Here is a 22,112-nt window from a genome sequence, read left to right as displayed (position 1 = left end):
GCGAATGATCAATGCGAATATCCGCAAAGGTCATTCGCCTCAATAGCTTTATGCTTTCAGCTTTTTTCGCTACCTTTGGGCTTAGACATGAAACGATTTTTTGTCATATTATTCGCCATATTGTATACCACGCTCACCAGCGGGTTTACCATTAATGTGCATTATTGCATGGGCAAACTGGCAGGCATTGACTGGCAGGAAGCGGAGGCGCATCAGTGCCGGATATGCAAGATGCCAGCGAAAGGCATGGATTGTTGCAAAGATGAATCGAAGTTCTGTAAGGTAACGGAGTCGCATCAGGCGGCCAAAGCCCTGCAGCAAAACTTCAGCCTGAATATCGCCCTGGAACTGCCCGTGAAAACTTTGGCAGTGCCGGTTTTGGCGGAATCGAACATCCCCGCGGGCGATTATCACCATGATCCGCCCGATCTCCTCAAGACCCCCATTTTTATCCGTAACTGCACTTTCCTGATCTGATCCGGCGGTATTTCCCATGCCCGCTTTGAGCGGAGCCATCATGCGATGGCCGCAATTTCTTCATTTATTTAACTGAATCAGATCATGAAAACATTAGCTATTATATTACTCGCACTGGGTTTATCTTTCGGCGCAAATGCGCAATTCAAAAAAGCAGCGGTACATGCTACCGGCCTTACCTGCGCCATGTGTTCCAAAGCCACTTACGAAGCACTGCAATCACTGCCTTTTGTGGATAAGATAGATACCGACCTCGATAACACTACTTTTATACTGACCTTCAAGACAGGTGTGCCCGTAAATATTGATGCCATTAAAGCAAAAGTGGAAGATGCCGGTTTCTCTGTCGGCAAACTGGTCATGACCGCTAATTTCGACGCGTTGTCTGTGCAAAACGATGCGCACGTTAGCTTTGCCGGTAGCACACTTCATTTTATGGATGTGAAAAATCAGGTGTTAAGTGGCGACAAAGACATCACCGTTATCGACAAAGATTTCGTTTCTGCTAAACAATTTAAAAAATTCAGTACTGAAACAAGTATGCCCTGCTATAAAACAGGCATGATGAGCAGCTGCTGTAAAACCAATACAGGTAGTGCTTCCGGCAGAATTTATCACGTGACCATTTAATGCTGGTAGGGTATATGAAGAAATTTATAATGATAGCAGTGGCCGTCATGGCCGGAATAAGGGCAACCGCCCAGGAATTGTACGTAAATACAGAACCAGCCAGCAATATGCCCGCTAATTCGCTTGGCATAAGACTTACCAACAAGTTCTTTAACATGGAGCACACCCGTGAAACCGGGATGCGCTTTGAGCCGGAAGTGATGTGGGGTGTCAATAAAAGGCTGATGCTGCACGCATTTGGCTACGCCTCCAATATGATGCAATCATCTATCCGCACAGAAGGAGGAGGTATTTATGCTAAGTACCGCTTCCTATCGCTTGATCAGCAACATGCCCATTTCCGGATGGCCGCTTATGTAAGAGGTACGGTGATCGATAATCCATACTACCCTGTAATGGCCGACGGCACTCATCCTGCACGCCCTTATAATAATAAGGAGCTGGACCTGGAAGGGGCTACCTCTGGCGTGAACGGTGGTGTTATTGCTACGCAATTATTACATAAACTGGCTTTATCAACAACGTTGGGATATTCCCGTTATATGAACAATGTGAAAGATAATATTCCGGAAGAGTTCTCGAAAAATTCGGTCAACTACAGTCTTTCTGCCGGATACCTGGTGTTGCCGGTGAAGTATAAAAACTTCCAGCAAACCAATTTGAACCTGTATGTGGAGCTGCTGGGGAAAACCAATACAGACAAGGTAGGCCGCGGATCTTACCTGGATGTGGCGCCGGCCATACAGTTTATTTTTAACAGTACCACCAGGCTGGATCTATCTTATCGTGCGCAGGTGGCCGGAGATATGCCCAGAAATACGTTCAATTCTTTTTTAATAAGATTTGAACATAATATCTTTAATATTATAAAAAAATAAATGATGGCAACAACAGATCTGTTTATAAAGAATATGGTTTGTCCGCGTTGCATCAAGGTGGTCTCCACCGCCATCACCGCGGAAAAACTGGAAATTAAAGATATTCAGCTGGGCAAAGTAACAGTAGCAGGCATCGTACCGGACCAAACATTACAGCATTTGGCAGATACCTTGCAAAAGGAAGGATTTTTGCTGATAGACGATAAAAAACAGCAGTTGATTGCAGGCATCAAAAGCATTGTAGTACAGGCTGTACATCATTCTGAGCTGGATGAAATGAAAGAAAATTTTTCTACTTTACTGGCAGGAAAGTTGCAGAAAGATTATCACTATCTCAGTAATCTCTTCTCTGAAACAGAAGGCACTACCATAGAACAGTATATTATTCAGCAGAAAATTGAGAAAGTAAAGGAGTTACTGGTATATAATGAATTAAGTTTAAGTGAAATCAGTTATAAGCTGGGATACAGTAGTGTAGCGCATTTATCGGCTCAGTTCAAAAAAGTAACCGGATTAACTCCCAGTAAATTTAAACAATTGAAGGCCCCTGGGCGTATACCGTTAGATAAGATATAGTATAGCCATTGGCGTGAGATATAAAAGTTAGTTGTTTTAGTTTTAGTTTAAAAAGAGGCTGCTGCACACCGTAGCCTCTTTTTTAAAAAATCTTCACATGAAAAAGATATTCACAGGTATACTGAAAGTATTGCAGTCATTATTTATGAAGAAGGACTGTTGTAAATAATTTTAGAAGAAAGACCCCAAACAAAAATTTTCTGCACAGTATTTGTAAATGCCTATCTTTACCTTACCGATTAACTGCAGATGAAGAACAAAATTTTTATTATCAGTTTGTTATGCGGATCTGGAGTGTGCTTGTTGTTAGCCTGTGTCAATAAAAAAAAGCATACCGCCCCCAAACAAAAACAGATTGTAGCAAACATCAGACAACTGGACGAAGTGATTACAGACAATATCACAGAACGTCTGTCTGCTCTAAAAGACAATGAAGGTGAACTGGAAGACAGCATCATAGCGTTCCGTCCTTCTGCTATTCAGGAATTTTATGGCGCCGATAATCCCACCGGACAATGGTCTAAGAACGGGGTGGTGAGTCCTGCTGCAGACTCCATGTTGTATATGATACAACATGCGGAAGATGTAGGATTGTTGCCTGCCCAGTATCATGGCGTTGCGCTGACTGCCGCCCTGGAACAGATTAGCAGCGATGCCAATGCTAAAAAAGATGCAGCCTTGTGGGCCAAAGTGGACGTGCTGATGACAGACGCCTTCATGAAAATGGCCTCAGACCTCCGTTTTGGCGTAGCTCCGCGCGACAGTGTTACCCTTAGAAAGGATTCTGTGTTGACTGACAACCAGCTGATAACGGCGCTGAAACAGGCATTGACCGATAAGAATGTTGCCACGATTCTGCACGCGCAGGAGCCGGTACATGCAGGTTACCTTGCACTGAAAGAAGGCATACAGACTTTCAAATCCAAATACGGAAATTATCACTGGGATACTTTACCGCTGAATTACACGGATACCGTGGCTTTCAGACAATTGGTGATAAATCGCCTGGTACAAAGCGGACATCTGGATACCAGCGGACGTACCGCAGATACTGCGCTCATTAAAACAGGTATTAAAGCTTTTCAGAAAGAGTTTAATATTTATCCGGACGGCGTAGCAGGTAAAAGAACTGTGATGGCGCTGAACCGCTCTATGCATGATTGGATCATGCAGGCGGCGGTAAACCTGGATCGCTGGCGTAAATTACCGGATACCTTGCCGGTACAATATATCATGGTCAACGTTCCCGGCTATACGCTGCGGGTAATGGATAGCGGAGAAGTAAAGCTGGAGTCGCGCGTAATTGTGGGTGCACCACGTACACGCACCCCTTTGCTGAATTCTTACATGACTAACTTCATGATGTATCCCTACTGGCGCGTTCCTTACAGCATTGTGTTTAAAGAAATGCTGCCAGCTATCAAGAAGAACGTTGGTTATCTGGCTTCCAAAAACCTGGAGGTGATTGATAAAGACGGCAACACCGTAGATCCGGCTACCATCGATTGGTCCAAGTTAAGCAAAGGGCATTTCCCTTATGTGCTGCGGCAGATGGATGGTATTGATAACTCCCTGGGTGTGATGAAGTTTAACTTCCGTAACAAATACAGTGTATACCTGCACGATACCAATAACCGTGGGCTATTTAAAAACTCCATGCGCGCCATGAGTCATGGTTGTGTGCGGGTACAGCAATGGGATAGCCTGGCGCAGTACCTGGTGCGTGCCGATAGTGTAAGACATAGCGGTGATAGCATCCGTGTATGGCTGGCGCGGGAGGAAAAGAAACAGGTAGATCTCCCTAAACACATTCCTATTTATCTGCGTTACTTTACCGCAGAGGGACAAAATGGTAATCTTATTTTCTTTGATGATATTTATGGAGAAGATAAAGTATTACGTAAGAAGATGAAAATATAGACAATTAGAAAAGCTATAAAAGCAAACGACCAAAGCAAGGATCATATCCGCTTTGGTCGTTTGCTTTTATAGCTTTATGCCGACTGCCTTATGCTTTCAGCTTCGCCTTCAGTGCTGCATCCAGCGCATCCAGGAATTCTTCAGTATAGAGGTAGTGTTTACCATGTTCTACTTTGTTACCATGGATACAAACGGCCAGATCTTTGGTCATTTTACCACTTTCAACGGTTTCAATACAAACCTGTTCAAGTGCAGTACAGAAGTCGATCAGCGCCTGGTTGTTATCCAGTTTACCACGGAACTCCAGACCACGGGTCCATGCGAAGATGGAAGCGATTGGGTTGGTAGATGTAGGTTTACCAGCCTGGTGTTCGCGGTAGTGACGGGTTACAGTACCATGTGCAGCTTCTGCTTCCATGGTTTTACCATCAGGCGTGATGAGGGTGGAAGTCATCAGACCGAGGGAACCAAAACCTTGTGCAACGGTATCAGATTGTACGTCGCCATCGTAGTTTTTACAAGCCCATACAAAGTTACCATGCCATTTCAGTGCGCTGGCCACCATGTCATCGATCAGGCGGTGCTCATAAGTTAAGCCGTTTGCATCAAACGCAGTTTTGAATTCCTGTTGATAGATTTCTTCAAAGATATCTTTAAAGCGGCCATCATATTTTTTCAGGATGGTATTTTTAGTACTCAGGTACAAAGGCCATTTTTTCATCAGTGCCTGGTTGAAACATGCACGTGCAAAGCCTTTGATAGATTCGTCGGTGTTGTACATAGCGAGAGCTACACCATCACCTTTGAAGTTGTATACTTCATGTTCAATCACCTGACCATCTTCACCTTCAAATTTGATGGTGAGTTTACCTTTCCCTTTGGTAACGAAATCGGTAGCGCGGTATTGGTCACCAAAAGCGTGACGACCGATACAGATAGGTGCTGTCCAGTTAGGTACCAGGCGTGGAACATTGCTCATTACAATTGGCTCACGGAATACAGTACCATCCAGGATGTTACGGATAGTGCCGTTCGGTGATTTCCACATTTGTTTCAGCTTAAATTCTTTTACACGCTCTTCGTCAGGTGTAATGGTAGCACATTTGATACCTACGCCTACTTCTCTGATAGCGTTGGCAGCATCAATAGTTACCTGGTCATTGGTAGCATCACGATGCTCCATGCCCAAATCATAATATTTAATTTCAACGTCCAGGTATGGAAGTATCAGTTTGTCCTTGATGAATTTCCAGATGATTCGTGTCATCTCATCACCGTCCAGTTCGACTACCGGATTAGCAACTTTAATTTTTTCTGCCATTTCGGGTTTTTTAAAAAATTAGATTAAAAGCGATTCACAACATTTATTCAAGCGTGTCCCTTGCGGGATAATCACGAAAAATACGAATAGCTGTGAAAAAAACAAAATTAACAATATTAACTAAAAAGCATAATGCTAAAAGGATAAGGTAAAAAACTATTATAGCGAATGATATAAGCGTAAGAGTAGTGTACTACTCCGCTTATACCATTCGCTATAACAGAAATTAGCTTGCGCTTATGCTTAGTGTTGCATTTGTTTAATTACTTCATCCGCAAACTCGCTGGTTTTAACCAGGGTCGCATCATCCATCAGGTTGTAGAAGTCGATGGTAACGCGTTTACGCATGATAGCGGTGCTCAGGCCGTGAACAATGATTTCAGCAGCTTCTTTCCAGCCCATGTACTCCAGCATCATTACACCACTCAGGATTACTGATGATGGGTTCATGGTGTTGGTGTTGGCAAAGCGGGGAGCAGTACCGTGAGTCGCTTCAAATACGGCATAGCCGGTATTGTAGTTGATGTTAGCGCCTGGGGCAATACCAATACCACCCACAGCAGCAGCCAGTGCATCAGAAATATAGTCACCGTTCAGGTTCAGTGTAGCTACTACAGAATAGTCCTGTGGCGCCAGCAGAATCTGTTGGAGGAAGTTATCTGCGATCACATCTTTAATCAACAGTTTACCTTGTGCCAGTGCTACTTTCAGTTCTTTGTTAGCTTCTTCTTCACCCAGTTCTTTCTTGGTTTTTTCCCAATGTTCCCAGGTGTATACGGAGTCACCGAATTCTTTTTCCGCCAGTGCATAGCCCCAGTTTTTGAAACCACCTTCGGTGAATTTCATGATGTTGCCTTTATGTACCAGGGTAACAGAAGGACGTTTGTGTTCCAGTGCGTAGCTGATAGCAGCACGTACCAGTCTTTCCGTTCCTTCAATAGACACGGGTTTGATACCCAGTGAAGAAGTTTCCGGGAACCGGATGTTCTTAACGCCCATTTCCTTTTGCAGGAAATCGAGCAGTTTTTTGCATTCAGGCGTACCTGTCATGTATTCAATGCCGGCGTAGATGTCTTCTGTGTTTTCACGGAAAATCACCATATCCACTTTCTCCGGATGTTTCACGGGAGAAGGTACTTTGTTGAACCAACGTACGGGTCTAACGCAGGCGTAGAGATCCAGTTCCTGGCGCATTGCTACGTTCAGGGAGCGGATACCGCCACCAACGGGGGTAGACAGTGGTCCTTTGATAGACACCAGGTATTCTTTCAGGGCATCCAGCGTTTCTTTGGGCAGCCATTCACCTGTTTGCTGGAAGGCTTTTTCACCTGCCAGTACTTCTTTCCATTCAATTTTCCGATCACCACCATAGGCTTTTTCCACAGCTGCGTCGAATACACGAACACTGGCTTTCCAAATGTCCGGACCTATTCCGTCGCCTTCTATAAATGGGATGATGGGGTGTGCGGGGACCTGTAACAGGCCATTGTTCATCGATATTTTTTCTGCCGGCATAAAACGGTTTCTTTATGCGTTACGTAATTGTTGTAATCGGGTGCAAAGGTAACGCTTTTCCCCTTAAAGACAGGCTAGTTTCTGTGTTAATTGTGCAAATTATCCGGCTGCATATAACTTTTTGCTTATGTTAGGATTAATGTTATTTTGCTGCACATTTTTCGGCAGCAACAAAATCTTAGATACTACCATGACTCCCATTACATATCTCGCTCTGGGCGATAGTTATACCATTGGTGAACAAGTCGATTATACGGAATGTTTTCCCGTACAAACCGCCGCTTTATTACGCCAGCAGGGCTATCCTGTGGAGAAACCGCAAATTATTGCTACCACCGGCTGGACCACAGATGAACTGGCTGAGGGCATCAGGGTTGCACATATTGCAAAAAAGTACGATATAGTAACTTTGTTGATAGGTGTGAATAACCAATACCGGGGCTATGCGTTATCTGCTTACGAAACGGAATTTACAGCCCTGTTACAGCAGGCCATTACATTTGCGGGCAACCAGCCTTCACACGTAGTGGTATTGTCTATTCCCGACTGGGGGGTAACGCCGTTTGCAACGGATCGCGACCGGGAAAAGATTGCCCGGGAAATAGATGCCTTTAACGCTGCCAATAAGGCCATTGCACAACGTATGCAGGTGCCTTATCTTGACATCACCGGTTATACCCGCGAAGCGGCACATGATCAGGAGCTGGTAGCAGCAGATGGATTGCATCCTTCCGGAAAAGATTACGGCCGCTGGGCAGCCGCGCTGGCGCCACTGTTGCAACAAGCTTTGCACTAAGCCAAAAAATACGCTACATTCATATATCTGAAAACCTAAACCATGGAAAGCCATATCGTCAAAATTCTTGCGGTTACCCCCGTAACGCATAACGTTCGTCAGTTTACCGTTGAAAAGCCCCAGGGATACACCTTTGTACCAGGGCAGGCTACTGAAGTGTCTATCAACAAAGCCGGATGGGAGGAGGAAAGACGGCCCTTTACCTTTACCAGTTTGACCCACTGGGAACACCTGGAGTTTACCATTAAAATTTACGATGATCATAACAGCGTCACCCATGAACTGGGACAGCTGAAAGCCGGTGATGAACTGATTCTCCACGATGTATGGGGTACCATACATTATAAAGGAGAAGGCGTGTTTATTGCCGGGGGCGCCGGAGTCACCCCTTTTATTGCCATCTTCCGTGATCTGCAACATAAAGGACAGTTGGGTACTAACCAATTGATCTGTTCCAATAAAACCCTGTCGGATATAATTTTGAAAGATGAGTTTGAAGGCATGCTGGGTAAGCGTTTCATCAATACGCTCACAGCGCAGGAGGTACCTGGTTATGACCATCATACCATTGATGAAAGTTACCTGAAAGAGAAGATTGCCAATTTTGACCAGCATTTTTATATCTGCGGCCCTGACCCTATGGTGCAGCAGCTGAAAGCTATTCTTACCCGGCTGGCCGGCAGTGAGGCCCTGGTGACCGTAGAGATATAAGCTACCTCTTAGTAAGCTATCCGGTAATAGTTGGAAGAAAATGATCGGCCAATTATTACCGGCTGTTTTTACCGGTAATTTCCTGCCGTTTACCGGTAAGTGTACCTGATTAGCCTAAACCCCCTTTTGAAAGCAGCCCGCCCGTTCTACATTTGTATCATAAATATTAAAACAATGAAAAACGAAGATATAGAGGAATCAAGAAGAAAGAGCCGGTCCGTTGGGGGCTTTATCCTGATCATCATAGGTACCGTGTTGTTATTACAGCGTTTGGACCTGAATATCCCCAGCTATTGGCTTTCCTGGCAAATGATCCTCATTGCAATAGGTATCGTATTAGGTGTTCGTCATAGGTTCCGGATAGGAGGGTGGATGGTGATGGTAGGTGTTGGTGTGGTTTTTCTCCTGGGTGAAGTGCAAAAGTGGCCTTATGATACGGCCCAGTTTATTTGGCCGGTAGTGATGATTGGTATTGGGTTGATGGTGATTTTTAAACGAAACTTTTCCACCAGGGAATGGGCCGAGAAGAAAAAGCAATTTGGTGCCAACGTTACGTCTGTTTCCGGCGATGATGTACTAGATGTAACTGCCATTTTTGGTAGTGTAGATAGAGTAATCACCTCTAAAGCATTCAGAGGTGGCGACGTAACAGCGATCATGGGAGGCTCTGTCCTCAATTTTATTAAAGCTGATATTGAAGGCACTGCAACGCTGGATGTAACAGCGATCATGGGTGGATGCGAAATCATTGTACCAGCCAACTGGAACGTAAAAGTGGATATCAATTCAATTATGGGTGGTGTAGATGATAAACGATTCCTGGACCTGATGCCTCCGGCAGGTGAAGGAAAGCTGTTGATATTGAAGGGAACCTGTATAATGGGGGGAATTGAAATCAAAAGTTACGCCTGATAAATCACCATATCTCACTCTTCTATTTCCAACTTTTAAATCTTTTTTTATGCATTGGTTTGTTGCGAAAGTAGTATATCAGATCATCTGCGGCGACGGTAATCATACCCCGCAATTTGATGAACAATTAAGATTGATAAGCGCTGTTACCAAAAAAGACGCCTGCGATAAAGCCCGTGAAATTGGTATACAGGAACAATATGCTTTTAAAAATCAACAACAGGAACTGGTACAATGGAAATTCATCAACGTACCGGAAGTATATACCCTGGATCAGCTGACAGATGGTATGGAATTGTATTCCCGCATTGAAGAGCCGGGAGATCCCAATTCTTATATCGCCTGGTTGCAGATGAAGTCCGCTCAGCTGCAGGGACAACAATATTTTGAACTCAACGTATAAAACCGAACTATTGGTAAAGCAAATCATAAAAGGTACGGCCGTATGGTCTTTCATTTGCTCCTTTCTGATCTGGTTGCTCATTTACGGAGGATTACTGTACTACTGGTTTGATATTCCGTTGGGACAGTCAGTCACCGACAGCCTGGTACACGTGATATTGCTGGCTGCCACCAGCGTTATCATCAACCACAACGTGGCTTACTACCGTCCGGCGGCGGGCTCCATGAAGTTTGGATATGTAGCCATCGTAAGCTTTGCATTGTCAGTGCTGTGGGTATGCTTGAGCCGTTGGATACTGATGAGCGCTTTTCCGAAAGACCTGGGGTACCAGACATGGTTGAATCATGCTATCCCAATTCATACGCTGGTAGGTTGGATGCTGACGTATGGAATTGGTTTCAGGGCCCAGATATGGTATGATGCAGAAGAACAACGGGAAACGGTGAAACGCCGGGAAGCTTCCGAAAAAATTGTGAGAGAAGCAGAGCTGTTTAAATTGCGGCAACAACTACAGCCACATTTTTTGTTTAACAGCCTGAACTCCATTAACGCATTGATTATGATGCGGCCGAAAGAGGCCCGGGAAATGGTGCTAAAGCTCTCTGACTTTTTAAGAGGTTCACTGAAACGGGAAGATGATCAATGGATTTCATTTGCAGAAGAATTGAACTACCTGCAGCTATATCTGGATATTGAGAAAGTGCGTTTCGGACACCGGTTAGCCACCGACATTATATCCGGAGAGGGCACAGACACGCGGATGATGCCGCCGATGCTGCTGCAGCCGGTTGTTGAAAATGCCATTAAGTTTGGCTTATACGATACTACCGGTGATATTACCATCAGCATAAAATCATGGATAGAAGACAACACACTATATATATCAATACAAAATCCATTCGACAACGAATTGCAACAACCGCATAAAGGCACTGGATTTGGCCTGACTTCCATACAACGAAGACTTTATCTATTGTTTGCCCGACAGGATTTGCTGGAAACATCCGCACACGAAAATATTTTTACCACCACTATCAAAGTACCACAAACCCATGATAAAAGCAGTAATAATTGATGATGAACCATTGGCCCGTGAGGTAGTAAAAGAATATCTGCTGAACTTCCCGCAGATTACTGTGATGCAGGAATGTAATGATGGATTTGAAGGATTAAAAGCAATACAACAACATCAACCAGACCTTATTTTTCTGGATATACAGATGCCCAAGATTACCGGTTTTGAAATGCTGGAACTGGTAGAAAATATGCCGGCAGTTATTTTTACCACGGCATTCGAAGAACATGCTATCCGTGCTTTTGAAGTACATGCAGTGGACTATTTACTGAAGCCTTTTTCCAACGAACGTTTTGATAAGGCCGTACAAAAGTGGCTGGATCAGTTCCAGGCGCCAGCTACGGCTAATACAACCGCATTGCTGGAAACAGCTGCGGCAACACCGGCACAAAGCAATCGTGTGGTGATTAAACTGAATGGTAAAATAAAGATCATCCCGGTACAGGATATTCATTATCTGGAGGCGGCGGATGACTATGTGAAAATTATTACCCAGGAAGGTAGTTTTCTGAAGAATAAAACCATGGCTTTCTTTGAGAAAATGCTCGATCCACAGCAGTTTACGAGAGTACACCGTTCTTACATCCTCAATATAAATCAGGTAACCCGTATTGATCCTTACGAAAAAGAAAACCACCTGGCGATATTGCGCAGTGGCGCCAGGGTGTTAGTAAGTAAAACGGGTTACCCCCGACTAAAGGCAGCGCTGGGATTGTAGGTGTTTTCCTACAATCCTGCGAACAGCCTTTCCAGCTTTTCTTTTGTTAATATTTTTTGGACCTGTATGCCGGTGGCAATGACTTTGCCATCGGATACAGCTTCATAGCTACACGTAATTTCATGATGCTGCAGCTGTGTAATGGTAGCGGTGAAAACCACTTCGCTGCCTACCAGTGCAGGGCGCAGATGTTCCACTGTAAGTTTGGTACCTATCCCTTCTTCATGTGCTTCTTTCATTTCCAGTACAAATAAACGGCAACACCATTCCGCATCTCTGGCCAACGCAAACGTGGCATATACGGGATGTACATTTCCGGTATCGAATCCGGCGCTGTCTTCCGAACGGACCATGCGGCTGAATTGCCTGGTATCACCGGGTTTGAAGAGGTGCTGCATGTGATGTGTTTATTTCGTATAATCGTTTACGTTACTTCTCGCTGGGGTCCTGATACCATTGTACTACCAGTACAGGTACCTGCACCTGGTGTCTTACCTGGTTGGCGGTTTCGCCATATAGCCAGTCTTTGAATCCTTTGTGTCCATGACCGCCGAGTACGAGGAAGTCGGCATTTTCTTCTTTCACGATGCGGGCAATTTCCCGGGCACGGCGACGGAAGCCGAGTACGCCTTTGGCGTTGATATCACGGCTTTTCAGCAGGGCTACATAGGTATCCAGCTGTTCCTGGTCGCGGCGGGTTTCGAGATCGTCAGAATCATGGCCAAAGTATTTGGCTGATGCACTTTCTACGATATGGATCAGGATATATTGCGTGTGTTCGTTACCGTGCGCAATGGCATTGGTGATTACTTCCCGGTCTTTGTTGGTGAAGTCGAGGGCCATGGCGATGCAGTTGTACACTGGTTTCTCCATGTCGCCCAGCGACACCTGGGTGGTATGGATACCAGCAGCGGCATCTTCGCGGTAGCGTCTGCGCAGCGGATGAATGATGGTGATGAGCAGCAACACCACAAAGCCCGCACAGGCCATGATGATAAGACCATCTATCCAAATATTTCCAGTACCAGACATATAACTGAAGGCTTCTGTAAATACCATCCGCATATTAAGGTACACCAATAAAATGGTGACTGCCCAGCTGAAAATTTTGGTGGTGGTAGAAATGGCAAAGTTGCCCATGGTTTTCTTATCACTCACAAAATGGATCAGCGGAATGATGGCAAATCCCAGTTGAAGACTTAATAACACCTGGCTAAATACCAGCAGGGCGCCCACTTCATTATCGCCGGCAATGAGGATGGTCAGCAATGCCGGTATGATGGCGAGCAGGCGGGTGATGAGTCGCCGCAACCAGGGATTGATACGGAGGCGGAGATATCCTTCCATTACAATTTGTCCGGCCAGTGTACCGGTTACCGTGGAGCTTTGCCCCGCAGCAATCAATGCCACTGCAAAGAGAATGGGCGCCAGTTTGCTGCCCAGCAGCTGATCCAGTAGTTTGTGGGCATCCTGAATTTCCGCTACATCGGTGCGGCCGCTTTTAAAGAATACAGCCGCTGCCAGAATGAGGATAGCAGCATTCACGAGGAACGCCAGGTTCAGCGCAATGGTGCTGTCGAGGAAATTCATTTTGATGGCCTGTTTAATACCGGCATCATCTCTTTTTATTTTCCTGGTTTGTACCAGTGCAGAGTGCAGGTACAGGTTATGTGGCATTACGGTAGCGCCTATAATACCAATGGCGATATACAAGGCAGTGTTGTCGGGAATGGACGGAATGAAGCCTTTCACGACTTCACCCATCTGTGGTTTTACTAAAATTAATTCCACGAGGAAGGAAGCGCCTACAATGGCTACCAGCGAAATAATAAATCCTTCCATTTTACGGATGCCATAACGTTGCAGGATGAGGAGGAGGAAGGTATCGAGTACGGTTAAGCTCACGCCCCATATCAGCGGTAGCCCGGTAAGCAGTTGTATCCCGATGGCCATACCGAGTACTTCGGCGAGATCAGTGGCGGCAATGGCAATTTCTGCCAGTACGTATAAAATGAAATTGACAACAGGAGGATAAGTTTCGCGGTTAGCCTGTGCCAGGTCGCGACCGCGCACAATGCCCAGGCGTGCGCTCAGGCTTTGTAACAACAGGGCCATGAGGTTACTCATCAGGAGTACCCACAGTAATTTATATCCGTACTGACTACCACCCGCCAGATCGGTGGCCCAGTTGCCCGGGTCCATGTAACCTACGCTGACGAGGTAGGCCGGGCCAAAGAAGGCAAATATCTTTTTCCATTTAGACTTTCCACTGGTATCTACACTCTGATGTACTTCACTTAGCGATGTGGATGAATGTATATGTTCCATGCTCATGTATATAGGAGTTCCTGAATCTTACTGTTTAAACAGGTCTGACCATAATATGTTTGGCCACCTGTTCGCTGATGGTGATAGCAGGTTGTTGTTTCAGTTTTATTTCAATAGAGTTGTCGTATTCGTAATGCGCGAGGATTTCCAGCTGTGTACCCAGTTTAATTCCTTTTGCATTCAGAAAGGCGAGGAGGGCGGTAGATTGGTCGGTGACCGCTGTGACCACCAGTCGCTTGGCATTGGTTTGATCCAATGATGTTTGTGGTCTGGGTTTGGCTAGTTTACCGTTGGCATCCGGAATGGGATCTCCGTGTGGGTCTATTACCGGGTTGCCGAGGAATTCGCTGAGGCGGTTGGTGAGTTTTTCACTGCGTACATGTTCCAGTTCTTCCGCCAGTTCATGTACTTCTTCCCAGCTGAACGCCAGTTTATCCACCAGAAAGCATTCCCATAGGCGGTGACGCCTTACAATTTGCAGGGCGGCTTTTCTGCCTTCCGGTGATAACAGGATGCCCTGATATTTTTCATATTCGATGAGCTTCTTTTCTTTCAGCTTTTTAGCCATGTCTGTTACCGAGGCGGGCTTGGTGTCCAGTTCATAGGCCAGTGCGTTGGTACTCACCGTTTCATCGCCTTCCTGCAGCTTGTAAATAGATTTTATATAGTTTTCCTCTGCCACTGATAAATTCATGCTATCTAAAATATTATTTAGACAAATCTAAATAATAAATCTGAACTTTTCCCTATCCGGTATGTTTTTTGATTTTTGCGGCGCATATATAAAAATTATATCTAACTTTTCGCCAAGAATTAACTGTTCAATGAAGCGTTTCCTTTTATTATTACTGGCCATTAGTGCTTTAGCAGCCTGCAAATCGAAGAAGAAGTCAGGTGGTGGTGATGAGCCAATGACACTTGAAGAATTTCAGTCATTATTTACCCCAGGCGCTCTGCCTTACAAACTTACAGCTGATACGCTGCAGTTGAAAATGGCTGATTCCCTGTCGCTGGATACCTCCGCGATGCGGTTTCTGACAGATACCCTGACCAAAGGTGATTTCACCAAAAGTGATCATGTGAGCTACTTCCCCCTGCAACGTGTTCCGGGTAGCACCGTGAATTATATGGTGGTAAAGGCGGTAGGCAGATCCCAGTCAGTGGGCTATCTCTGCTTCATGGACAAAAAAGGGAAATACCTGAACCGGATGAAAGTGGCGAACACGGGTAGTGCGGATGGCACGGTGATGTCGTTAGTCCTGGACAGCAAAAACGTGATTAAAATCAGCAGTGAGAAAAGACTGTCTGGTACCCGCAGCGCTTTGAAGGAAGACTTCTATGCCGTGAACCCCAATGGTTCGGTAACGCTGATCATGACTAACTCAAACGGCCCAACGAATGCGGGACAGATATTTAATCCGATCGACACGTTGCCGCGTAAGCATAAGTTTTCCGGCGACTATACCTCCGGGGATATGAACATTGTATCTATCCGGGATGGAGAAGATGCAAAGTCGTTTCAGTTCTTTATTACGTTTACAAAAGATAATGGTAACTGTAAAGGAGAGCTGAGTGGTAAGGGCCATTATCTGGCGGGTAATCGTGGTGAGTATAAAGACAAAGAATCTTCCTGCGGTATTTCCTTCCAGTTTTCTTCCGGTAGGGTGAACATCCGTGAAATTGGCGGCTGTGGCGCCTACAGAGGCATCAAGTGTTTCTTTGAAGGAGGTTTTGTGAAGAAAGCAGAGAAGAAGAAAAAGAAGTGATTTTTTGAAGCATAAAGCTGAAAGCAGAAAGCACAAAGCTATTGTAGCGAATGAGCAAAGCGAATTCAATATACGCTCTGCTCATTCGCTACAATAGCTTTGTGCTTTCTGCGTTCAGCTTTATGCTATATTCTCCTTGCTATTTTTCTGCACATTATTGCTGCAAAATATATGTAAGTGCAAAAACGTGTACGTTTTTTTATTTTAGAAAGATGAAATTTTTATTTTGATGAAATTATTGATGGTAGCGGATTTGGAGGTTATTTGTGAGATGCGTTGCCGCACCTTTTTTTCTCTTTTTTCAAAATTTATTTGGTAGAATAAGAATAGTTTATACCTTTGCAATCCCATCGAACAAAAGGGACGATTGGTAAGAAACAAAAAAGGGAGCTTAGCTCAGCTGGTTCAGAGCATCTGCCTTACAAGCAGAGGGTCACTGGTTCGAATCCAGTAGCTCCCACATCCGTTTTTTTGACATATTTTTCGAGATCTTTAGAGGGAGCTTAGCTCAGCTGGTTCAGAGCATCTGCCTTACAAGCAGAGGGTCACTGGTTCGAATCCAGTAGCTCCCACACTACACAGTAATAACACCCTTAAAGATCTTCGGGAGCTTAGCTCAGCTGGTTCAGAGCATCTGCCTTACAAGCAGAGGGTCACTGGTTCGAATCCAGTAGCTCCCACACTACACACAAATAAAAAGGTCCTGCAGAAATGCGGGACCTTTTTGTTTTTAGCTACTTTATAGATTTGCAGGAAGATAAAGTAGTATTGATCCCACTATTATCTTCCTACAAATTCTTCTTATTACTTCTTAAATATTCTTCTTACTGCTTTGCCCAACTTATTCAGATTCGCAATTTGCTCCTGTATAGGTGCCAGTGTGAGATCTTCCGGTTGCAGCCCTGCCTCCAGTGACTCGAATTCCCTTTGTTCGGGATATAACAGAATCACGTTATTATCCCGGAAATGACGCTCCAGTTTAGCGGGAATACTATCCATATAAGCATGATAGGAAAGCGTGCTTTTACGGGCAGTTACTACTACGACGAGATCATCGCGGGTGATTTCGCGGGAGAGAATGAGGAAATCTTCGATGGTATCAAAGCGGCGGAAGCTGAGATCCACACTCAATTTGGATTTTTCTGCAAATGCTTCTGTAATTACCTGGGTTTTGCCACTGCAGAACACCAGCAGCCGGGCGCCGGCTTGTTTGGCCAGCATAAACATTTTTTGGAGGTAATGCAGGAAGCCCAATTCATATTCCGCATTGGGTGGCATCACCAATACCATTTTTTTAGTGGTATTTAAGGGCGAATGAAAGTTACACACATACACTGTTTCCCATACCCGTTGCAATACGTTGTCGAGTGTGGTACCAAAGATGTTGCCCAGCCAGCGGTCGGTGGTGCTGGTTCTGTCTGTCCAGCCTAATATCACATCACTGATCAGCAGTTCTTTGGTGGCGCGGGTAATACCATCTGATACGTTCAGGTCTATACGGGTAACCACCTGCACCGGACTTTCGGTAGCGGCGGCATGAATCACCGCTTTTTCCAGCATCTTATTGGTGAGTTGTATTTTTTCTTTGGCTTCTTCATTGTCCTGCACTACGGCCAGGGGATAGATAGGCGTGGCTGCGCTGGTATCCTTGATCATCACGGCAAAGTCGAGCAGTGCTTCAATACGATCCGGGTTGGATACGGGTACCAGTATACGTTCCGGTGTTTCCGACGCTTCGGGTTTGCTTTCTGCTTCCTGGATGGCCAGCCGGCGGCCGGCATTTTGGGTAACAAAAGATCCCGTGAGGCACGTGATGAGAATGAGGATCACGGTACCATTCAGCACATTTTCATCTACAATACCCATATTATAACCAATGAGTATTACCGCAATAGTAGCGGCGGCGTGGGCACTACTCAACCCGAATATTACATTGCGTTGGGTAGGACTGTATTTAAACGACAACTGTGTGAAAAACGCTGCCAGCCATTTGCTGCTCAATGCCATGCCGGTGAGTGCACCTGCAATGATGAGGGCTTCCGGTCCTTTTAACAATACCCGCAAATCTACCAGCATCCCTACACTGATCAGGAAGAACGGAATGAAGATCGCGTTACCTACAAATTCAATGCGGTTCATGAGAGGCGAGGTATGCGGGATCAGCTGGTTTAATGCCAGCCCTGCCAGGAAAGCCCCGATAATGCCCTCTACGCCGGCTAATTCGGCCAGAAATGCAGACGCAAATACCAATGCCATTACAAAGATGAAATGCGAGGTTTTATCGTCTTTTATCTTCTTGAAAAACCATCTGCCCAGCATAGGCATCAACCAGAGGATAATCACCGCAAAAATGGTCAGGGAAATGCCCAGTCGCACCCAGAAAACGGTATTGAGATTACCGGCTTGTGCACCGGTAATGATGGCCAGTATCAGCAATACTGCTGTATCTGTGATAATAGTACCGCCTACGGCCACGGTAACCGCTTCATTTTTAGTGATGCCCAACCGGCTGGCCAGCGGATAAGCTACCAGTGTATGTGTGGCAAACATGCTGGAAACCAGCAGCGTGGCCATGAAATTGAAATGAAGTACATAGCTGCATACCACATATCCCATGATTAATGGGATAAAAAAGGTAAATGCCCCAAACACCATGCTGCGGTAGCGGTTTTTCCGGAACTCGGTCATGTCCAGTTCCAGTCCGGCCAGGAACATAATATAGAGTAAGCCGGCATTGGCAAACAAGGTAATACTGCCCTTTTCAATGATGTTAAAGCCGTGGTCCCCAATCGCCATGCCCGCTATAATCAGGCCTATGATACTGGGTATCCGCAGTTTACGCAACAGAATAGGCGCCAACAGTATAATAAACAATACCAGCGAAAAGATCGGAATAGGATCTTTTAGCGGTAAGCTGATATTCATCAATAAAACCAGTCCTTTCATTCTAACCATTTTTGTATTCCAAAATCAGCAACTCCTGCTTTAAATATGGATAAATTAACGAATAATCCATGTAATTTTGTGTAAAGCTTTTTTTAAAGATGAGCGATCGTACAAGTACCAAAGGATTACCGGAAGAAGAGATAGACGTGCTGGTAGCGGAAGATGAACAGTTTCCATTTAGCCTGGTAGTCTGGAATGACGAGGTAAATACATTTGATTGGGTGATTACTTCCCTGATGGAAGTATGTGGTCATACACATGAGCAAGCCGAACAATGCGCCCTGATCATCCATTTTAACGGAAAATATGCCGTAAAGCAGGGTGAATACCTCAAACTGCGCCCTTTATGTGAAGCCTTGCAGGAAAGGGGACTCAGTGTTACTATTGAAGAAATGGCCGGTAGCTGATTTGCTGATATGTCCGTTTTTCGTCTTAACAAACAATTAAAATTCCCTCCTGTACAGCTCTCTGAGCCTGACGGATTACTCGCTGTGGGCGGTGATCTATCAATAGAAAGACTACTACTGGCCTATCGTTCTGGTATTTTTCCCTGGTATGATGAGCCTCCCATCCTCTGGTGGAGCCCTGATCCCCGCTTTGTACTTTTCCCCGATGAACTGAAAGTATCTGCCAGCATGAAACAGGTGCTGCGCAAAAAAGTGTTCCGTATTTCCTTCAACGAAAACTTCGCTGGCGTAATTGCCCGCTGCAGCAGCATTCCCCGCGAAGGACAGGCCGGCACCTGGATTACTCCGGAAATGCAGGCCGCTTATATCCGTTTGCATAAAGCCGGGTATGCTATGTCAGTAGAATGCTGGTTAGATGACCGTCTGGTAGGTGGCCTCTATGGCGTTAAAACAGGCCGTTTCTTTTTCGGAGAGTCTATGTTTTCAGAAGTCAGCAATGCTTCCAAAGCAGCTTTTATCACTTTTGTGCAAACTTATGCACACGAGCTGGATATGATCGATTGTCAGGTACATACTGACCACCTGGCTTCTCTGGGCGCAGGATTTATTACCCGGGAAGAATTTCTGGAGATCATTGGTTTTTCGTAACTTACTTATCTAGTTATTTTTACTGGCACTAAATTCTTCCCCAATGAAAAAATTATGCTTGTTGCTGGCACTGGCAACATTTTCCGCTTTTATATCTCCAGAAACAAAAAGGGTCAGAGATGATAAAACCCTGTTAATTACCCAACTGCAACAAACCAGGGACAATCTGCTGAAAGAAGTGCAGGGCCTCAGCGATGCACAACTGGAATACAAACCTGCTCCGGATCGGTGGTCAGTGATTGAATGCGTGGAACATATTACCCTCATAGAAAAATCTATTTTGGCTGGCGAACAACAATTGGTACAACAGCCTGCCAATCCTGAAATGAGAAAGGATATTAAAATTACGGATGAACAAATCATCAAAGGTGTGGAAGACCGTAGTCATAAATTTAAAGCACCAGAAAATGCTATTCCTAAGCATAGCTATTCATCTGATGCGGAGGCCATCCAAAATTTTACCGATTCAAGGAACAAGCTCATTGAATATGTAACAAATACCAATGATGACCTGCGGGCGCATATATCAGATAAAACACCACTGGGAACTATTGACGCTTACCAAATGCTATTGCTAGATGCTGCACATACCAACCGGCATACACAGCAGCTGCAGGAGGTAAAAGCAGATCCGGGATTTCCTAAGTAGCGGAAAGCTTAAAGCTGAAAGCAAAAAGCTATTGAAGCGAATGATCATTGCGGATAATAATACGCTTTGAACATTCGCTTCAATAGCTTTTTGCTTTCAGCTTTAAGCTTTCCGCGCTATCTCAATTCCCAGTCCATAATCTGGTTATGCCATTCCTGGCGGAAAGGGGTAGTGATTTTGATGTAGTTATCGGTGTAACCTTCCATCATGCCGTCTTTACCCAATGATTCAAACAATACTTTCCTCGTTTCCCCCAGGTGTTGTTCATTGAAGAACTGTTGCTTTTTATGGCTGAGGTTACGTAGCATTTTATTGCGTTCATTACGGATATGTACCGGTACAACGGGTTTTATTTCCAGTGCATGCGTGTTGGCCCTTTCGGAGTAGGTGAATACGTGGAGATAAGATACATCCAGGTCGTTCAGGAAATCATATGTTTCCCGGAAGTGTGCATCACTTTCAGCGGGGAAACCCACAATCACATCTACGCCGATGGCGCAATGGGGCATGAATTGTTTGATCAGCGCTACTTTTTCCGCGTACAATTCGCGGCGGTAGCGACGGCGCATCAGGCCGAGTATTTCATTGCTGCCGCTTTGTAACGGAATATGGAAATGAGGCATAAATTTCTGGCTGTTGGCCACAAATTCAATGATCTCATTAGTCAGCAGATTCGGTTCTATAGAGGAGATACGGTAGCGGGAAATGCCGGGTACCTTATCTAATTCCTGTGCCAGTTCAAAGAAAGATTCTTCTCTTTTTTTACCGCCTTCGAAGCCTTTACCGAAGTCGCCCAGGTTTACACCGGTGAGCACAATTTCCTTCACGCCGGTAGCGGCGAGGGTATGGGCATGGGCTACTACGTTGGCAACACTATCGCTGCGGCTTTTACCTCTGGCCATTGGAATGGTACAGAAAGCGCAGGTATAGTCGCAACCATCCTGTACTTTCAGGAAAGTACGGGTGCGGTCGTTCAGCGAGTAAGAGGCATGGAAGCTGTTAACATCCTCAATATCACAAGAACAGATTTTGGTACTGTCGCCCTTGGTGAGTGTTTTGAGGTGTTCGGCAATATTGAATTTTTCGGCGGCGCCTAATACCAGGTCAACGCCTTCAATGGAAGCGATTTCTTCCGGTTTCAGCTGTGCATAGCAGCCGGTGATTACCACCATACTACCGGGCGCACGGCGTTGTATCCGGCGTACCAGCATACGGCATTCTTTGTCCGCATTGTCTGTTACTGAACAGGTATTGATAACATACACATCTGCAGTATTATCAAAATCTGTTTTTACAAACCCATCCTGCTCCAGCAACCTGCTCAAAGTAGAGGTCTCTGAAAAATTCAGCTTACAGCCGAGTGTATGAAAAGCTACTGTTTTTACCTGTTCCATAAAGGGATGCAAAGGTAGGAACTTTTTACGTCATAGTTAGGT

Annotated in this window: 22 protein-coding genes and 3 tRNA genes; 18 read left to right on the top strand and 7 right to left on the bottom strand. The window is 45.2% G+C overall.

The genetic code is table 11. The features are described 5' to 3' along the window. Positions 1-87 precede the first annotated feature (87 nt). From AC1DFM_RS00805 to AC1DFM_RS00785, 5 genes are all read left to right on the top strand, one after another. Complete coding sequence (locus AC1DFM_RS00805) at positions 88-477, top strand: HYC_CC_PP family protein (protein WP_477074823.1); 390 nt, start codon at positions 88-90, stop codon at positions 475-477. 84 nt (positions 478-561) lie between these two features. After that, positions 562-1,107: a heavy-metal-associated domain-containing protein gene (locus AC1DFM_RS00800; RefSeq protein ID WP_477074822.1), complete on the top strand. Its 546-nt coding sequence runs from the start codon at positions 562-564 to the stop codon at positions 1,105-1,107. A 14-nt stretch (positions 1,108-1,121) separates the two neighbouring features. Next, entirely contained in the window at positions 1,122-1,985 is an 864-nt protein-coding gene (locus AC1DFM_RS00795) for a hypothetical protein (protein ID WP_477074821.1), read from the top strand. Between the two features lie 3 nt (positions 1,986-1,988). Then, positions 1,989-2,561, top strand: coding sequence for a helix-turn-helix domain-containing protein (locus tag AC1DFM_RS00790; RefSeq protein WP_477074820.1), 573 nt, complete (start codon positions 1,989-1,991; stop codon positions 2,559-2,561). A 249-nt stretch (positions 2,562-2,810) separates the two neighbouring features. Further along, complete coding sequence (locus AC1DFM_RS00785; protein WP_477074819.1) at positions 2,811-4,481, top strand: L,D-transpeptidase family protein; 1,671 nt, start codon at positions 2,811-2,813, stop codon at positions 4,479-4,481. Positions 4,482-4,569: 88 nt separating this feature from the next. Here the strand turns inward: AC1DFM_RS00785 and AC1DFM_RS00780 are convergent, their stop codons facing one another. Continuing rightward, positions 4,570-5,802: an NADP-dependent isocitrate dehydrogenase gene (locus AC1DFM_RS00780; RefSeq protein ID WP_477074818.1), complete on the bottom strand. Its 1,233-nt coding sequence runs from the start codon at positions 5,800-5,802 to the stop codon at positions 4,570-4,572. A gap of 243 nt (positions 5,803-6,045) precedes the next feature. Then, complete coding sequence (gene icd / locus AC1DFM_RS00775) at positions 6,046-7,317, bottom strand: NADP-dependent isocitrate dehydrogenase (RefSeq protein ID WP_477074817.1); 1,272 nt, start codon at positions 7,315-7,317, stop codon at positions 6,046-6,048. A gap of 190 nt (positions 7,318-7,507) precedes the next feature. On the opposite strand from icd, the gene AC1DFM_RS00770 reads away from it, so the two are divergent. The 6 genes from AC1DFM_RS00770 to AC1DFM_RS00745 all read left to right on the top strand — a co-directional run bounded on the left by AC1DFM_RS00770 (position 7,508) and on the right by AC1DFM_RS00745 (position 11,932). Then, entirely contained in the window at positions 7,508-8,113 is a 606-nt protein-coding gene (locus tag AC1DFM_RS00770) for an SGNH/GDSL hydrolase family protein (RefSeq protein WP_477074816.1), read from the top strand. A 42-nt stretch (positions 8,114-8,155) separates the two neighbouring features. Continuing rightward, positions 8,156-8,824 carry a flavodoxin reductase gene (locus AC1DFM_RS00765; protein ID WP_477074815.1) on the top strand — a complete coding sequence of 223 codons (669 nt, stop codon included), beginning with the start codon at positions 8,156-8,158 and terminating at the stop codon, positions 8,822-8,824. Positions 8,825-8,998: 174 nt separating this feature from the next. Continuing rightward, on the top strand, positions 8,999-9,736 hold the full coding sequence (locus tag AC1DFM_RS00760) for a LiaF transmembrane domain-containing protein (protein ID WP_477074814.1): 738 nt from the start codon (positions 8,999-9,001) through the stop codon (positions 9,734-9,736). A 49-nt stretch (positions 9,737-9,785) separates the two neighbouring features. Next, the gene (locus AC1DFM_RS00755) at positions 9,786-10,139 is read left to right on the top strand and encodes a DUF4288 domain-containing protein (RefSeq protein WP_477074813.1); all 354 of its coding nucleotides are present in this window, start codon (positions 9,786-9,788) and stop codon (positions 10,137-10,139) included. 10 nt (positions 10,140-10,149) lie between these two features. Further along, entirely contained in the window at positions 10,150-11,214 is a 1,065-nt protein-coding gene (locus AC1DFM_RS00750) for a sensor histidine kinase (protein ID WP_477074812.1), read from the top strand. Then, positions 11,192-11,932: a LytR/AlgR family response regulator transcription factor gene (locus tag AC1DFM_RS00745; RefSeq protein ID WP_477074811.1), complete on the top strand. Its 741-nt coding sequence runs from the start codon at positions 11,192-11,194 to the stop codon at positions 11,930-11,932. Before AC1DFM_RS00750 ends, AC1DFM_RS00745 begins: the two co-directional genes overlap by 23 nt. 8 nt (positions 11,933-11,940) lie before the next feature. Here the strand turns inward: AC1DFM_RS00745 and AC1DFM_RS00740 are convergent, their stop codons facing one another. The 3 genes from AC1DFM_RS00740 to AC1DFM_RS00730 are packed head-to-tail and all read right to left on the bottom strand — an operon-like array spanning position 11,941 to position 14,954. After that, a complete protein-coding gene (locus AC1DFM_RS00740) occupies positions 11,941-12,330 on the bottom strand; it encodes a thioesterase family protein (protein ID WP_477074810.1) in 390 nt (129 codons plus the stop codon). Positions 12,331-12,361: 31 nt separating this feature from the next. After that, positions 12,362-14,260: an Nramp family divalent metal transporter gene (locus AC1DFM_RS00735; RefSeq protein WP_477074809.1), complete on the bottom strand. Its 1,899-nt coding sequence runs from the start codon at positions 14,258-14,260 to the stop codon at positions 12,362-12,364. 34 nt (positions 14,261-14,294) lie between these two features. After that, positions 14,295-14,954 carry a metal-dependent transcriptional regulator gene (locus tag AC1DFM_RS00730; protein WP_477074808.1) on the bottom strand — a complete coding sequence of 220 codons (660 nt, stop codon included), beginning with the start codon at positions 14,952-14,954 and terminating at the stop codon, positions 14,295-14,297. A 130-nt stretch (positions 14,955-15,084) separates the two neighbouring features. On the opposite strand from AC1DFM_RS00730, the gene AC1DFM_RS00725 reads away from it, so the two are divergent. The 4 genes from AC1DFM_RS00725 (at position 15,085) to AC1DFM_RS00710 (ending at position 16,706) form a co-directional block, all read left to right on the top strand. Continuing rightward, a complete protein-coding gene (locus tag AC1DFM_RS00725) occupies positions 15,085-16,026 on the top strand; it encodes a hypothetical protein (protein WP_477074807.1) in 942 nt (313 codons plus the stop codon). A gap of 385 nt (positions 16,027-16,411) precedes the next feature. Beyond that, positions 16,412-16,486 (top strand) — tRNA-Val (locus tag AC1DFM_RS00720). 37 nt (positions 16,487-16,523) lie between these two features. Further along, a tRNA-Val gene (locus AC1DFM_RS00715) sits at positions 16,524-16,598 on the top strand. A 33-nt stretch (positions 16,599-16,631) separates the two neighbouring features. Beyond that, positions 16,632-16,706: transfer RNA gene (locus tag AC1DFM_RS00710), tRNA-Val, on the top strand. 124 nt (positions 16,707-16,830) lie between these two features. Here AC1DFM_RS00710 and AC1DFM_RS00705 read toward each other — a convergent pair. Beyond that, complete coding sequence (locus AC1DFM_RS00705; RefSeq protein ID WP_477074806.1) at positions 16,831-18,972, bottom strand: cation:proton antiporter; 2,142 nt, start codon at positions 18,970-18,972, stop codon at positions 16,831-16,833. Positions 18,973-19,070: 98 nt separating this feature from the next. Here AC1DFM_RS00705 and AC1DFM_RS00700 point away from each other — a divergent pair, with 98 nt between their 5' ends. From AC1DFM_RS00700 to AC1DFM_RS00690, 3 genes are read left to right on the top strand one after another with little or no spacing between them, the layout of a single operon-like run. Next, entirely contained in the window at positions 19,071-19,379 is a 309-nt protein-coding gene (locus AC1DFM_RS00700) for an ATP-dependent Clp protease adaptor ClpS (protein ID WP_477074805.1), read from the top strand. 9 nt (positions 19,380-19,388) lie between these two features. Further along, positions 19,389-20,027 (top strand): leucyl/phenylalanyl-tRNA--protein transferase, encoded by a 639-nt coding sequence (gene aat, locus AC1DFM_RS00695; protein WP_477074804.1) that lies wholly within the window; start codon positions 19,389-19,391, stop codon positions 20,025-20,027. 43 nt (positions 20,028-20,070) lie between these two features. After that, positions 20,071-20,676: a DinB family protein gene (locus AC1DFM_RS00690; RefSeq protein ID WP_477074803.1), complete on the top strand. Its 606-nt coding sequence runs from the start codon at positions 20,071-20,073 to the stop codon at positions 20,674-20,676. A 116-nt stretch (positions 20,677-20,792) separates the two neighbouring features. Here AC1DFM_RS00690 and mtaB read toward each other — a convergent pair whose 3' ends face one another. After that, positions 20,793-22,082, bottom strand: coding sequence for a tRNA (N(6)-L-threonylcarbamoyladenosine(37)-C(2))-methylthiotransferase MtaB (mtaB, locus tag AC1DFM_RS00685; protein WP_477074802.1), 1,290 nt, complete (start codon positions 22,080-22,082; stop codon positions 20,793-20,795). Positions 22,083-22,112: the final 30 nt, after the last annotated feature.

The organism is Chitinophaga sp. 05T412, assembly GCF_056396465.1.
The sequence above is the reverse complement of the archived record's forward strand: the minus strand, read 5'-3'. Positions and strand labels throughout refer to the sequence as shown.